Raw genomic sequence first — 14,311 nt, 5'->3', positions numbered from 1 at the left:
CTAGAAAATTTATAATAGATGAAGCGAAAATTTCTATTTAATAGTCAGGAGATAACATGGAGAAATTACACCCTTTTCGGGACATGATCGTTCGTTTCTGGAAAAAGAGTCATCTAACACAAATTATCTTATTACTACTCCTTGTTGTTGTATTAGGTACCATCCTCTATTTCGGCTGGCTGGCAACAAGGGCGAATGTAGAATCATTGAAAGAAGGTCTTAGCCAGCCTACAGTTATCTATGACCATACTGGCAAGGTGGCAAGTAATGTTGCCACCAATCGGACAAAAGGGGTAAAAATCGAGGAGTTGCCGAAATATGTTCCACATGCCGTTGTCGCAATTGAAGACGAGCGTTTTTATGAACATAGCGGTTTTGATGTAAAGGGAATTGCCCGTGCTTTTTTCAGCAATTTGTTTGCCGGAAGGGTGACTGGAGGCGGCAGCACGTTAACGCAGCAGTTGACCAAAAATGCCCTTCTTTCACCTGAACGCACCTATAAGCGAAAAGCAGAAGAATTATTTTTAGCGGTAAAAATTGAGAAGGTTTACAGCAAAGCTGAAATTTTACAAATGTATATCAACCAGGTTTATTTCGGCAGCAACTCCTGGGGTATCAGTAGTGCCTCGAAAAAATATTTTAATAAGGACATTAAAGATGTGTCGATCAGTGAGGCAGCGATGTTAGCTGGACTCCTGCATGCACCAAATTACCTTAATCCTTATAATAACTATGACCTAGCCATGAAACGACGCAACGTTGTTTTAGGAAAAATGAAGGAGCTTGGCTTTATTTCTTCCCAAGAATACAACACAGCGAAAAAAGAAAAAATTCGGCTGCAGGATGGCGGCGGCAGCTTTGTGGAGCGAAAATATCCCTATTATGTGGATGCTGTTTTAAACGAAGCTATTTCTAAATATGGACTCACCCAAGAAGAGATTTTAACAAGAGGGTATCGCATCTATACAGAAATGGATCAAAACCTGCAAGCACAACTTGAAAAAGTCTATAGTAACGACTCCTTGTTCCCAAGTGGAAAAGGAAATACTTTAGTCCAAAGCGGATCTGTACTAATGGATCCGGCCACAGGCGGTGTTAGAGCACTTGTCGGCGGCAGGGGTGAGCATGTGTTCCGCGGTTTTAACAGGGCGACCCAGCTACAGGCTCAGCCAGGGTCAGCGATTAAACCGCTTGCTGTCTATACACCTGCCCTTGAAAACGGCTACACTTATTCTTCCGAGCTTGTCGATGAACCAACGTCCTTTGGAAATTACAAACCAGAGAATTTTACGAAAACATTTCAAGGAAAGGTTCAACTTTATAAAGCGCTTGAAGAGTCGCTAAATGTTCCGGCCGTATGGTTGTTAAATGAAATAGGCTTGAATAAAGGCATAGATTCGTTAAAACGTTTTGGCATTCCCACAGTGAAGGAAGACAAAAATCTGGCCATTGCCCTTGGCGGCATGAGTAAAGGGGTTTCCCCGCTGCAAATGGCAAATGCTTTTTCGACCTTTGCAAATGGTGGGAAACGCCAGGATCACCACTTAATTACTAAAATCGTTGGTCCAACCGGGAAAACCATCGCCGAACGGGAAGCGAAAACAACCAAGGTTACTTCTAAAAAGGTAGCAGATGAAATGACATCCATGCTGCTAAATGTAGTAGAATCTGGAACTGGGAAGAATGCACATATTCCACATATGGAGATTGCCGGAAAAACAGGATCAACCCAGCTCCCATTTGGGGATGTGAATGGAACAAAGGATCAGTGGATGGTCGGCTATACCCCAAACATTGTGGGCGCTATCTGGATTGGCTACGATCAAACAGACCGAGAACATTATCTGCCAAGTTCAAGTTCTTCTAATGTGGTACCGATTTTCAAAGAAATCATGAGGGAAACATTGCCACTCCTTCCAAAGGAAAGCTTTGACGTGACATCGATTAATGCTCAGCTTGCCGGCGAGGCAGCACCAGATAAAAGCATCCATGATCAGGCAAAAGAGATTGGCAAAGAATTAAATGAAAATGCCAAAAAAATAGGATCAGTGATAAAAGAACAAGCCCCAGGATGGAAGAATGCCTTGGAAAAGGCATTTTATACGATTGGCAAAGGGATTGATTCAATAGTGGAAAAAGTGAAAGGAATGAAAGAATAGCACGCAATCGCTGCGTGCTATTTTATTTTTAAAGAATGGAAGTAATCCCCGGCTATTCTCCTTACCTTTTCATCATGATCGGCATCATAAACAACGATAAAGCAGGTAGCCGGACCTGATGATTTTAAAAGATCGACATTTGCGACGATCTTTTCAGCGGTAAACTGTTTATTGATAAATATCTGATTCAATTCGGATAATATGCCTTTCGAACCAACAGGCCAAATCAACACTTCATTTAGCTGATTGATCTCTTGAAAGACTGAAAGTGGAACGATTTCATCATTCTGTGCCATCACTTCAGGACCAACTAAAGGTAAGCCTATTACGGCAAAAGTCCAATTGCCAGAGAATAACAACTCTGACTTTTTATTCAAACCTTTCCGTCCCAGGACCATTAATCCCACTGCCGACTGCAGCATCATAAAATTACTTTCCGTACTCCCTGTAATAGAAATATCTTTTAACCCAAGTTCATTTGCTCCTTTTTTGACGCCCTGTATAAGTTCTTCCCATGGTTCATTTCCACAAAAATTGTTAAGAACTACAGATAGGGGCTGCCCCCCTGCTGCCATGCATTCCATGACCGCAACTCTAAAGGAGTAATAGGCAACTGTTTCGTATGGAACCTGAACAACGTCTTGTTCCTTCATCCCAATTCCTCCGCTATTATCACAAGCGATAATAAGTGAATCCTCCGCATTAATGGGAAGGGTTAAAATATCCCTCATTGATTTGCCTCATTCTTCATGAATGGATTTGAAAACAGAAACGAGAGTCGTGGAATGGCAATGTATGCAATTCCACTATTTATGATCGATCCGATCAGCAAGGATGGGACAATCGCCAAATAAAAGCCTTTATTTAGTATAAAAATAAACGGGATCGGTGCTACAATGGAATTTCCAAGGATAAAAAGCACACTTGCTAAAACCTTTTTGCTATTTTTATAAAGGTATCCAAAAAGCCACACAAGTAAAGCCATTTCCGCTGCGATTAAAAAGTGCATAGGGCCTAATGGAAACCCGCCTACTACGGCAGATAATAAATGCCCAAATACAGCTACAATGGCTCCCGCGCCACTGCCCAGTAAGACTGCAGCCAAAAGCGCTGGGAAGGCATCCAATGCTACAGTACCAATAATTGCGGGAATCTTAATGACAGCGCCGACAACAGACAAGGCAGTAAACATGGCGAGCCAGCTGACTATTTTACCTTTCATCTACTTTTCCTCCTTGCGCTTCCCATCCCTAAACACTCTAGCACTACGGACATATTCCACGTCACCCACATGTAGTCGGAAGTTAATGACTCTTGCTAAGGCAAAAAAATAATTTGATAAACGATTTAGATATTGCAGGGCAATTTCGGGAGTTTTCGGGTCAGCCTTTACTAGTTTTACCACTAATCTTTCTGCTCTCCTTGTAACCGTTCTAGCAATATGAATGGAGGCTGATGGCTTCGTACCACCAGGTAAAATAAACCGTTCCAGTTCTGGTGCCTCTGCAATATATTCGTCAATTTTCTGTTCCAGGTAGTCAATCGATTCTTGCTGAAGCTTTAACTCCCGTTTTTCCGTAACACTTGCCAGGTCGCCGCCGCAATCGAATAATTCATGTTGAATTTTTTCCAGATCACCAAGGACATCCTTGAAAATTTCCTGATCAAGTTCCTGGATGGCCTGCCCTACAAAGGAATTTACTTCATCAACTGTTCCGTATGCCTCAACCCTTGTATCATCTTTATCTACCCTACCGCCAATAATACTTGTTTTTCCTTTGTCACCTGTTCTTGTATAAATTCTCATTTCAAATTCCCCCTCTATTTAATTGTTTGGTTTAATCCATACCATATGACATCAACTTTGTCTGATTTAGCTGCTACATCCTGATAGGCCCATCCCGTTACATCTCGCCATAGTCTATTTTCTTCTTTGACTGGTACAATTCCTTTTGTAATATCAGTCCCAATCACAATCAATTTTCGCTCTGCCCTTTCCTTTTCCCATGAAATCCACGCCTCTAAGCATCCGTTCCAAATTTCGCGACAACGGTCAGCATCATATCGCATTGTCAACTCCTTCACCCATACCTCTATTCCCTCAAGAACTACCTCAACAAGGTGGTTTTCTGGTATAGTGAAGGGAAGCGGAAAACCGTTATAGGCAGATAGCCATTGCTTTTCCTGGTTCCTATTATATTCCTTTTTTACCCATTTTCTCTTACCATTAAAGGCACCTCCAGTAATGAAGTGCATCGTCCATCCCCCTTTAAAGCTTCTTTCGAAAAAATAAGTTCAATCCCTTGATCATGCTGTGCCTGAAAGCACCAAAAGTCTTTCTTATCCGGTGCATATTTAGTTAAAAGATATCTAATCACACCGCCATGGGTGATGATCGCACAGCTCTTTAGCCGTTGAAGAAGGACAACGTCCATTATTCTTTTCCAACCAGTCTGCACCCTGCTAGTAAACTCATGAAAAGACTCACCTCTAGGTGGACAGACACTCACAACGTCTGACACCCATTGACAATAGTGCTGGTCTTCCTTTAAATCGTCGTATGTCTTCCCTTCCCATTCACCAAAATTCATTTCCCGTAACTCTTTTAATTGATATGGAATACTTGTGGGAAATAAGATTTTTGCCGTGCGGATACATCTTTGCAAATCACTAGAAAAATAGGATTCATAGTTCTTACTGGTCGACATTTTGGCAGATTCAACCGTTAATTCGGAATCATTCCATCCTAAATAAGCCTTTCGCTTATTTTCTTCTGTTACTCCATGACGAAATAATGCAATAACCACACGGTCATCCATAGGATTAACTCAGTCCCTTCCACAGAAGCTCCCAGCACATCTCCCGTTATTCCACCATACCATTTCACAGCATAACGGCGGCAAAAAAAGAAACAACCAGTAGCGGTTAAAATCAACATGCTAATAAGAATGCCACCGTCAGACCAAAACAGGACAAGCAACAGAAAGCCAATAAGATAAAAAGGATAGATCCTTAATACCTGTGGTTTTGCTGCACTTTGAAATAATAAACCCAGACCTTCACTTTTAGCTGTTTTAACAGTTAATAATAGGACACCCATGTTACTTTTACTCAAAAACGGGATTCCAGCGATAAAGATGTATAGTAAGGGAGTAGGATTTAACGTACTCTCATAGATAAATAAAAATCGGCACGATAATAACACCATGACCGAAAGGACACCAAAAGCACCTGACCTTGGATCCTTCATGATTTCAAGTCTTTTCTCTACATTCTGGTAGGAAAAGTAAGCATCACTCGCATCCATCCAGCCATCTAGATGTATTCCTCCCGTTAGAAGTATCGTTGCCAGCCAAAGGATGAAGGCAGTAGCTAAATGAGAAAAAGGAGTAAATTGATGAACAGCAAAAAATAAACATGCATAAAAAACTCCTTGAAATAAACCAATTAGCGGAAAAGTCTGCACGGCTTTTCTCAGATGTTCTTGGTCCATTGGTAATTCACGCGTAATGGGAATAGCCGTAAAAAATTGCAGGTTAATCATGAATCCTTTTAAAATTTTTTTCATCTTCCGCCCCATTGATGGATGATATCTTTAATAAGATCCCATTTAAGGTGACGTTTCATCTCCGCAGCAAGGTTCTCATATCTTTCATCTGCAGTAATTCTTTCAACCGTTACCTCTACTTCCTTTGACAACGAATCCTCAACCTCTATCATATGATTTTCAATAAATGGCAAGACACCTACCACAGGAATCCCTGTTTTTTCCTCCAGCCACTGAATCCCATCCTCGAATAATGTAAGATCCCCTTGGAATTTATTAATTATTAATCCCTTTACTCTTTGCCTCTCGCCAGGGTTTAGCAGTTCGAGCGTTCCAACAATACTGGCAAAGACTCCGCCGCGATCAATATCAGCTACAAGCACTACTGGAACGTCTGCCATTTCTGCCACTCTCATATTGACCATTTCGCGATCGGTTAAATTTATTTCTACTGGACTGCCAGCCCCTTCAATCACTAACATCTCATATTCTGTTTCTAATTGGTCTAGAGATTCCTTAATTGCCTCCAAACCCTTTTCGTAAAAGTGGTCCCGGTAATCCCTTCCAGAAAGTAATTCTATCGATCTTCCGAAATAAATCACTTCAGCTTGCTGGCTTGGAAGCGGCTTTAATACAATTGGATTCATCCATTCAGTTGCTATTAATCTGGCCGCTTCTGCTTGAATTCCTTGTGCTCTACTAATCTCTTTTCCGTCTGCTATAACGCAGGTGTAATTTGACATATTTTGCGATTTAAATGGCGCGACTTTCACACCCTCGTTTGCTAAAATCCGGCATAATGCCGTAACTATTAAACTTTTACCGACATCTGAAGCAGTACCTTGAATCATGATTCCTTTCATCGTCCCACTTCCTTCATTACGATGGGGATCCCAGTCTCCACTAATAGAGCCCGATCCGCTTCATTTACTAATGTTTGATGGATTTGTCCCAATAATCTTCCATATAAAAAAACAAGGTCTGTTCCGATTAGTGGCTCGTTTAAAACCTCATTACTTACAACAATTATGGCTCCTGCCCGCCTTTTTAGCGATAGAATTCCAGTAATAATCGAATCTTTGACAGATGTAAAAAAAGACTCGTCCCACCTTCTTTGGGTAGAAAATAATTCATTATTCAAAAGAGTTGTCACACAATCTACTAAAATGATATCACTCTCTACTACAGAATCGGACAGTGTTCCGATCTGAACGGGCTGTTCAATGGTTTGCCAACAATAGTCCCCAGCAGACCGATCACCCTTGTGCCTGTCAATTCGTTGCTGCATTTCTTGATCTGATGGGACCCCCGTTGCCAGATAGGTTAATCGGCCGCCATTTTTGCCAGCCATCTCGATTGCCAATTTTTCAGCCATTTTGCTTTTTCCGCTTCTAACACCGCCGGTAATGAAGATTAATGATGATTGTGCCAATCCGCCAACACCTCCATTAGTGCCGTATTTTCTTCCCTGCCTTTTATGGCAAATCGAAGCCATTTCCCCTCCAAACCGGGAAAATTAACGGTATGCCGTGGAATGACAGCCTTGTTAAGTAGAAATTCGAACAAAGGAAACTGATCATCCAACAGTGGATCCTTCAATAAATAGAAATTCACTTTGGATGAAGATACGACAAATCCGTATTGCTTAAAAAAAGTAAACAACCGTTTCCGTTCATCACAGATATATTCCCGTGTCAATTGAATAAAGGATTCATCCTGTAAACACAGTTCACCTGCCAACAATGCAAGGGTATTAATACTCCAATGCGCTTGCAGGGAGTTTAGTCTCTTTACAATCGCAGGCTGAGCAACTAAATATCCCAGGCGAATTCCAGGGATTGTAAACATTTTGGTCATTGAGCGAATAATAATTAAATTTGAACATGTATTTATGTATGGAATAAATGAATCATACTCTTCTAAGAAATCGAAAAATGCCTCATCTAAGATCACCAAGCAGTTTTGCTGTTCACATTTCTTAATTAATGAAATAATCGTTGAACTTGGATACTGAATGCCTGTTGGATTATTTGGGTTACATAAGAACAATGTATCAGCAATTTCTATTTTTTTATGCAACTCATCAAGGTTTAATTCAAAATCCGGCTCCCTTAGTTGGTGATACACTACATCACAATTGTTTGCCTTGCAGGCATTTTCATATTCGGAAAAAGTTGGCTGGATCAACAACACCCTTTTTCCTGTGAGCATCCTTGCAATCAAGGAAATCAACTCTGCCCCGCCATTTCCAATTAATATAGATTGATCAGGAATACGTTCTTTCTGTGCAATTATCTTTTTTAACTTGATAGCATGCGGGTCTGGGTAAACAAAAATTTCCTGATAAAACTCCGGCCACTTCTCTTTCAATGAAGACGGTGGTCCAAGTGGGTTAATATTCGCGCTAAAATCAGTATAATCCACTGGGAGTGACTGCCCCATTGCTTTATATAGGTATTGGGGATTAGAACCATGTGACGGCCAATTCAACAAGCATCCCTCCGATCGCTAATAATAATAAAAATAAGAAAACAGTTCTCCCTAAAATGTCATTCGCCTTTAAGATGTGGTGGGCTTGAATAGGAGAATGAGCCTCTCCCATTTTTGCACGATTAGAAATCATTCCTTTGTAATAATTGATACCGCCCAATTGAATACCTAGAATAGCAGCCACTGCCGCCTCACCCCAGCCGCTGTTTGGACTCGGGTGCTTTTTGGCATCACGAATTAAAATCGACCAGGCTTTGCGATGATCACTCCTGAATGGCAGTTTTCCTATTAACATGATCATCCCCGTTAATCGACTCGGAATCCAATTCATCACATCATCCCATTTAGCAGATGCCCAGCCGAACTCTTTGTATCTATCATTCAAATGCCCCACCATCGAATCACATGTATTGGCTGCCCGGTAGACCATTGCTAACGGGGCACCACCTATGAGTGCCCAGAACAAAGGGGCAGTCACACCATCACATGTATTTTCAGCAACCGTCTCTATCGCCCCTCTTGCAATTTCACTTTCGTCAAGGTCATTCGTATCGCGGCCCACAATATAAGAAAGTTTCTTTCTGGCTTCGACCAGATCCCCGGATTTTAATGGGTGGTAGACTTCAAGAGCCGCTTCCTTCAAGCTTTTTTGGGCTATGGTGGTAGATATAACTATACTTTCCGCAGCGATTCCTACAAGGGGGTGAATCTTGTATCCTATTAAAACAACTATCAATACAATCGTGAAGACCAATAGTAAAACAAAAAGGAGCATGACTAGCCCGATCCATTTTTTAAACTCCCCGGAATTCCAGCGCTTTTCAAGATGTGCAATCAATTTTCCAATCCACTTTACAGGATGCGGCCAATTGGGTGGATCACCTACAAACAAATCAAGGATAGAAGCAGTCAAAATGGCAATTACGTGATAAAGAATCATTGGTGCTTCCTTTTTTGTGACTTTTGAATCGCCTCTGTTGTACATTGATACACAACTTTACTAATAAGCCTGCCTAAAGGGGTAATCGTTCCAGCAAACTCTAGCTCCTTCCCAAATTGGGTAGCCGCAATTAAAATACTATCCGTTGACGTTCCAGTCGCAATCGTTCCAGTGACCTTATCCATTACCTTTAAATCATGCATCGCTTTTACCTTTGCTTCCGTAGCGGTTATGATGCTTTGAATAAAGGCCTCCTCTGTTAATTCACCATTTACGAAAATCCACGTGTTAATCGTCCCAGGAAGTTGAATGAGGTCATGCCTTTCACTTTTCGAGGCATCAATTGCATTTCCAACCCCTGCCGTGACAACAACTAAAACCGAGAAGTCGTCCTGTTTGACCCTTTGGTATGCAACATCCTCAAGGACCACAGCTGTCATCATCCCAACAGTCGCTGATGGTTCAAAGCCCTTATCCTTTAAAAAGGCCGCCATTTCCCTTCGATGATCATCACAATTATAGTCCTTCCTGACGTGGCGATTAACAAATGTCTGATGCCAGCCTGTTCCCGCCCCGACCACACCTGAAGACATGGTTCTTAACGGTGCAGGGGATTGCAATTTAATGAACTCATTTGAAACCAGTATCATTTCTTCAGTAATTTCAAAGTTTTCCATTCTCCGTTCCACTTCCGGCAGTAACACCAATTGCGGCGCTGCCACCTTCGGATGGGGTTGTTTTTGAATCTTGGTATGGTAAACCTCTCTAATTCTATCTTCTCTTAAGACTTCATTCGGAATATGATTACTATTGATGGTTCCCTTTTCAAGCAGCAGCAATCGATCGCAATATAAACCAGCTAGATTTAAATCATGGAAGATCGAGATGACCGTTAAGCCCTTCTCCATTGTCCAGTGTGTTAAAAGGTCAAGAAGTTCCTTCTGATAAGATAAATCCAAATGATTTGTTGGTTCATCTAATAGAAGAATTTCAGGCTCCTGGGCCAATGCTTGCGCAAGGAATACCCGTTGTCTTTCGCCACCAGATAACTCTTGAATGTTTTTTTGTTGAAATAACGATATTCCAGTTTGGTTCATTACTCGCTGAACAACATCCTCATCCTCTTTGGTCCATGTTTGAAACCAGCCTTTTTGATGAGCATATCTACCAAGTGAAACGGTCTCTTTAACCGTGTAGGAAAACGATTGTGAAGAATGCTGCGAAAGAACAGCGACCATTTGTGCTAGCTGTTTGATTCCATATTCCTGAAGCCTTTTTCCATTTATGAAAATATCACCTTGTTTAAACGGTAAGATCCCACTAATCATTTTTAAAAGGGTCGTTTTTCCGCTTCCATTTGGCCCTAAAATCCCGAACAATTCCCCTCGTTTTACTTGAAATGAAATGTCCTTTAAAACGGATTCATCTGCATAACCACCCGAAACGTGTTGAACGCTAAGCATATTCTATCCACTTCTTTCCATCCGTTTTCTTTGGAGCAGAATCAGCGCAAAAACTGGTGCACCAATTAAAGCAGTAATAACCCCAATCGGTAATTCTGTTGGAGAAATAATGGTTCTGGACACGAGGTCAGCGAGAATTAAGAACCCACTTCCGATTAAAATGGAAAGTGGAAGAAGGTAGCGATGATCGGGTCCCCATAACATTCTTGAAAGATGGGGTATAACTAATCCAACAAAACCAATCGTCCCTGATACAGCAACTGCTGCTCCTGTTAATATTGAACCAGCAGAAAGAATGATGAGCTTTCTTTTCTGGACATTAACACCTAAGTGCTGCGCACGCTCTTCCCCAAATGACATCGCATTTAATTCTTTTGCATTAAAAAGGAGGATCGCTGAACCCAAAATAAAAAACGGTAAGATGATTTTTATGTATTCCCAGCCCCTCATTGACACACTGCCCAGGAGCCAGCCAATAATTTGCCGTAACTCATCACCGGTTAAAGCGATCATAAGTGAAATAAATGCACCTAAAAAAGAGCTGAAAATAATTCCTGTTAAAATAATCGTCTCGACTCTCATTGATCGTTCAATTTTTCTGGCAAAGGCAAGAACAAGGAATATGGTAAAAAATGAAAATAGAATACTCAATAATGGCAATGTGAACATCCCAATAAAAGGGATGGATAAATGAAAGAACAATGTCAGTACAGCCCCAACGGAAGCACCGGATGAGACCCCCAATGTATATGGATCTGCTAATGGATTCCGTAACAGGCCTTGAAATGCCGCTCCCGCTATCGCAAGAGCCGCCCCAACAAGACCAGCTAATAGAACCCTAGGCAAGCGAATATTCAGCACAATACTTGTTTGCATTGGATCGATGACATCTAGTGATGGTAACCCAAAAAGCTTAGCCATCATAATGTGGATAATCGTTCCCATCGGAACTGAAACAGTTCCGATGGAGATTCCTAGAAGCATGGAAATGAACAGGAATAGTCCTGCCAGGGTAAAAGCTATATATGGATTATTTAAATACTTCTGGATAAACAGCCTTCGCAAGATCTTCTACTCCTTCAACAATTCGAGGTCCTGAACGTGTCACACGATCAGAATCTACATCGATTACTAGCTTATTTTTTACGGCATTGACATTTTCCCAGCCTTTTCTGCTTAATACTTGCTGGGCCGGTTTTTCCTTTTCATAGCCGCCATATGTAGTAATGATTACATCCGGATTACGTTTTATGATCTCTTCTTGATCAAGCTGGACCCAGCCCTCTTGATCGGCTGCTAGGTTTTCGGCATTGATCATCGTTAGCATTTCATTCATGAACGTATGATTCCCAGTTGTAAAAATTTCCGGTGCAGGTGAAACTTCAATAAATACCTTTTTCTTTTCTTTGATATCGTTCGCCTGTGCCTTAATTTCAGCCAACTTTTCTTTCATCACTTGAATAAGCTCGTCCGCTTTCTTCGATTCCCCAGTAGCTTTGCCAATCATACTGATGGAATCGTACACTTGCTCAAAATTTTGAGCATCGTTCACAACAAGAACTGCAATGCCGGCATCTTTTAACTGCTGCAGGCTTGCTTTAGAATTATCCGCCGTAGAGGCATGTGCTAATACTAAATTGGGTTGTAATGAAATAATTTTTTCAAGATTAACTTCCATACCGCCTATTTTCTCTTTTTCTTAACCCCTTCAGGGTAATTATCAAAATCGGAAACACCAACTACTTCTTTTTCAAGCCCTAACGCGTAGGCAATTTCCGTATTACTTGGGATCAGTGAAACGATTTTTTCAGGTTTTTTTTCTAAGACTACCTCATTACTTTTTGCATCTTTAATCGTTACCGGAAAGGCAGCCTCTGTTTTATTTTCAACATTCGCCTTATTATCCTCTTTAACCTGCTCCTGCTTTTCTGCACAGCCTGCTAATACTCCTAATGTTAATAAGGCAATTAGCAATAGTGAATAAATCCTTTTCATATCATTTCCCTGCTTTCTGAAAAATTAACTATCTAACAAAAAGATAAAATTGCTCGCCCCACACTAGACTCTACCTAAAACACAAAAAACATCCCCTTATTGTAAGGGGATGCGGGTATGATTAGATTTAATTACTAACACAAAGTAAATATCGTCTAGTCTTCCACACCTCCTATCCTCGTAGGTTTTTGGCGCAAAGAAAAAGGCAGGTTTCCTGGCTCATGTTCATCGCTCCCTACGTCTTCCCATCCAGTTGGACAGTGACATTCGATAGGTTGCTCCCATTTACAGTGGCGGGACCGCGTTGGTTTTTAACCAACTTCCCTTTTAAGCAAAAAGTCTATCTACTGACTTTTTTGCACCTTTTCCAAAATATTATTTTTTGTTTAAATCTATTATCATATAAAAAAAATCATTTGTATATATATTTTTTTCTATCCCTTATAGGCCTTTACCGGTAAATAAATTTCATAATGAAGATCGCCTATAGCGTTAGTCAATTTATTCTCTTCTTTAAAGATTTCCAGGCTTAATGCAGAATAGTCCCTTTCATACCCATATTCCGCCATCCAAACAGACAGTTTCTGGTATGTTTTTTCAATGTCCTCATGACTGCCTTTATGGACAGTGAATACATAGTTTTTCCTAGGGATGGTAAAGCCAACCATGCCCTCTGGGATCTCATCAATTTTTTCAACTGGCTTTGTGACATAATAGGTAACCTCCGTTTCCCTGCTATGAAACGGTGCAATTAAAAACGGTTCTTTCGTCTGATAGGAAACTTCTTCCATCCGCTCCATCATTTTTTCAAATAAATTAGGGATTATTCCTAACTCAGAATATGTACCATTCCATGAAATACCAACCACTTTTATTTCATCTCTCTCAACCACTTGGATATCCAAGCAAATCCCCCCCTTTTTCTATCATCATATTTATATTATTCTAATAATATCCCTCAAATTCCTGCTAATATTATTCGACGAAATAAGAGAAATTTCTATTTTCAAATAATTTTACACAACTAATGAAGGTATTCCCAAGAAGCGGATACCTTCATTTCGTTATTTTAATATACTTTGTGGTATATCAAAGACATTCCATAAGAAGGTGGCATAGATTGCTGAAAGAATCCATGCTAAAAGAGGCTTCTTATAATGCACAGCTAGTACACAAAACATGACAAAACTAAAAAAAGTTGACCATCCCAAATTCCAGCCATTTTTGTGAACCATCGATCCTATTTTCAGATCAATGAATTCATTGATCGTATAAATCAATGTCCATACCAGAATATGTATGATCTTTTTCCATGTTGCCTTGGGCATATGACCTAGGAAGATACTAATCGTAACAGGATATTTTATTAACATGATCAGGATGGCAATGTGCGTGTGTGTTGCCCAGTTTTTTTCGTTTCCCACAGGAACATATTCCCACATACTGTGCTTAAAAAATAAAAATTGATAGACGAGATCTCCCACCATTAAGAACAGGAAAGTAGGGTAAAAGGAATGCCAATTTTTCCAATCCCCCCATTTTAGTCCAGAAAAAATAAAAATGGCTCCATAGATAAGATTCAGACTCACTAGCAGTCTCCTTCACATTCTTCTTACCTTCATTATTTCCATTTAACTGTAAATTATTTACATATACATTTAGAAAAATCGCCGTTCTTCCAAAAATATGTAGTAATGGCCTGAGGAATTTTTATTTT

General features: G+C 40.5%; 15 protein-coding genes, 1 pseudogene and 1 riboswitch. Of the genes and pseudogenes, 1 reads left to right on the top strand and 15 read right to left on the bottom strand.

The window, feature by feature from the left end; translation table 11 throughout:
- Window positions 1-56: 56 nt before the first annotated feature.
- Window positions 57-2,159: a transglycosylase domain-containing protein gene (locus RCG19_RS19350; protein ID WP_308108445.1), complete on the top strand. Its 2,103-nt coding sequence runs from the start codon at window positions 57-59 to the stop codon at window positions 2,157-2,159.
- A gap of 17 nt (window positions 2,160-2,176) precedes the next feature.
- Here RCG19_RS19350 and RCG19_RS19345 read toward each other — a convergent pair whose 3' ends face one another.
- From RCG19_RS19345 to RCG19_RS19275, 15 genes and pseudogenes are all read right to left on the bottom strand, one after another.
- A complete protein-coding gene (locus RCG19_RS19345; RefSeq protein ID WP_308108444.1) occupies window positions 2,177-2,890 on the bottom strand; it encodes an AIR synthase related protein in 714 nt (237 codons plus the stop codon).
- Window positions 2,887-3,381 carry an ECF transporter S component gene (locus RCG19_RS19340; protein WP_308108443.1) on the bottom strand — a complete coding sequence of 165 codons (495 nt, stop codon included), beginning with the start codon at window positions 3,379-3,381 and terminating at the stop codon, window positions 2,887-2,889. Before RCG19_RS19340 ends, RCG19_RS19345 begins: the two co-directional genes overlap by 4 nt.
- Window positions 3,382-3,966: a cob(I)yrinic acid a,c-diamide adenosyltransferase gene (locus RCG19_RS19335; RefSeq protein ID WP_308108442.1), complete on the bottom strand. Its 585-nt coding sequence runs from the start codon at window positions 3,964-3,966 to the stop codon at window positions 3,382-3,384.
- A gap of 14 nt (window positions 3,967-3,980) precedes the next feature.
- On the bottom strand, window positions 3,981-4,415 hold the full coding sequence (locus RCG19_RS19330; RefSeq protein ID WP_308108440.1) for a bifunctional adenosylcobinamide kinase/adenosylcobinamide-phosphate guanylyltransferase: 435 nt from the start codon (window positions 4,413-4,415) through the stop codon (window positions 3,981-3,983).
- A complete protein-coding gene (locus RCG19_RS19325) occupies window positions 4,367-4,966 on the bottom strand; it encodes a histidine phosphatase family protein (RefSeq protein ID WP_308108439.1) in 600 nt (199 codons plus the stop codon). Before RCG19_RS19325 ends, RCG19_RS19330 begins: the two co-directional genes overlap by 49 nt.
- The gene (cobS, locus tag RCG19_RS19320) at window positions 4,936-5,727 is read right to left on the bottom strand and encodes an adenosylcobinamide-GDP ribazoletransferase (RefSeq protein ID WP_308108438.1); all 792 of its coding nucleotides are present in this window, start codon (window positions 5,725-5,727) and stop codon (window positions 4,936-4,938) included. Before cobS ends, RCG19_RS19325 begins: the two co-directional genes overlap by 31 nt.
- The gene (locus RCG19_RS19315; RefSeq protein ID WP_374049558.1) at window positions 5,724-6,569 is read right to left on the bottom strand and encodes a cobyric acid synthase; all 846 of its coding nucleotides are present in this window, start codon (window positions 6,567-6,569) and stop codon (window positions 5,724-5,726) included. The genes cobS and RCG19_RS19315 overlap by 4 nt, the downstream gene beginning before the upstream one ends.
- Window positions 6,566-7,138 carry a bifunctional adenosylcobinamide kinase/adenosylcobinamide-phosphate guanylyltransferase gene (locus RCG19_RS19310; RefSeq protein ID WP_308108437.1) on the bottom strand — a complete coding sequence of 191 codons (573 nt, stop codon included), beginning with the start codon at window positions 7,136-7,138 and terminating at the stop codon, window positions 6,566-6,568. The genes RCG19_RS19315 and RCG19_RS19310 overlap by 4 nt, the downstream gene beginning before the upstream one ends.
- Window positions 7,120-8,196 carry a threonine-phosphate decarboxylase CobD gene (gene cobD / locus RCG19_RS19305; RefSeq protein WP_308108436.1) on the bottom strand — a complete coding sequence of 359 codons (1,077 nt, stop codon included), beginning with the start codon at window positions 8,194-8,196 and terminating at the stop codon, window positions 7,120-7,122. Before cobD ends, RCG19_RS19310 begins: the two co-directional genes overlap by 19 nt.
- Window positions 8,171-9,136: an adenosylcobinamide-phosphate synthase CbiB gene (cbiB, locus tag RCG19_RS19300; RefSeq protein ID WP_308108434.1), complete on the bottom strand. Its 966-nt coding sequence runs from the start codon at window positions 9,134-9,136 to the stop codon at window positions 8,171-8,173. The genes cobD and cbiB overlap by 26 nt, the downstream gene beginning before the upstream one ends.
- Complete coding sequence (locus tag RCG19_RS19295; protein WP_308108433.1) at window positions 9,133-10,599, bottom strand: adenosylcobinamide amidohydrolase; 1,467 nt, start codon at window positions 10,597-10,599, stop codon at window positions 9,133-9,135. Before RCG19_RS19295 ends, cbiB begins: the two co-directional genes overlap by 4 nt.
- Before the next feature lie 3 nt (window positions 10,600-10,602).
- Window positions 10,603-11,664, bottom strand: a complete 1,062-nt coding sequence (locus tag RCG19_RS19290) for a FecCD family ABC transporter permease (RefSeq protein WP_308108432.1) — start codon at window positions 11,662-11,664, stop codon at window positions 10,603-10,605.
- Window positions 11,630-12,594: pseudogene (locus tag RCG19_RS19285) on the bottom strand (ABC transporter substrate-binding protein). Before RCG19_RS19285 ends, RCG19_RS19290 begins: the two are co-directional and overlap by 35 nt.
- Window positions 12,595-12,780: 186 nt before the next feature.
- Window positions 12,781-12,975, bottom strand: a riboswitch (cobalamin riboswitch).
- 53 nt (window positions 12,976-13,028) lie between these two features.
- Entirely contained in the window at window positions 13,029-13,499 is a 471-nt protein-coding gene (locus tag RCG19_RS19280; protein ID WP_308108431.1) for a GyrI-like domain-containing protein, read from the bottom strand.
- A 159-nt stretch (window positions 13,500-13,658) separates the two neighbouring features.
- Window positions 13,659-14,183: a CBO0543 family protein gene (locus RCG19_RS19275; RefSeq protein WP_166244604.1), complete on the bottom strand. Its 525-nt coding sequence runs from the start codon at window positions 14,181-14,183 to the stop codon at window positions 13,659-13,661.
- Window positions 14,184-14,311: the final 128 nt, after the last annotated feature.

Origin of the sequence: Neobacillus sp. OS1-2, from assembly GCF_030915505.1 — a bacterium.
GTDB lineage: Bacteria > Bacillota > Bacilli > Bacillales > Cytobacillaceae > Neobacillus.
The sequence above is the reverse complement of the archived record's forward strand: the minus strand, read 5'-3'. Positions and strand labels throughout refer to the sequence as shown.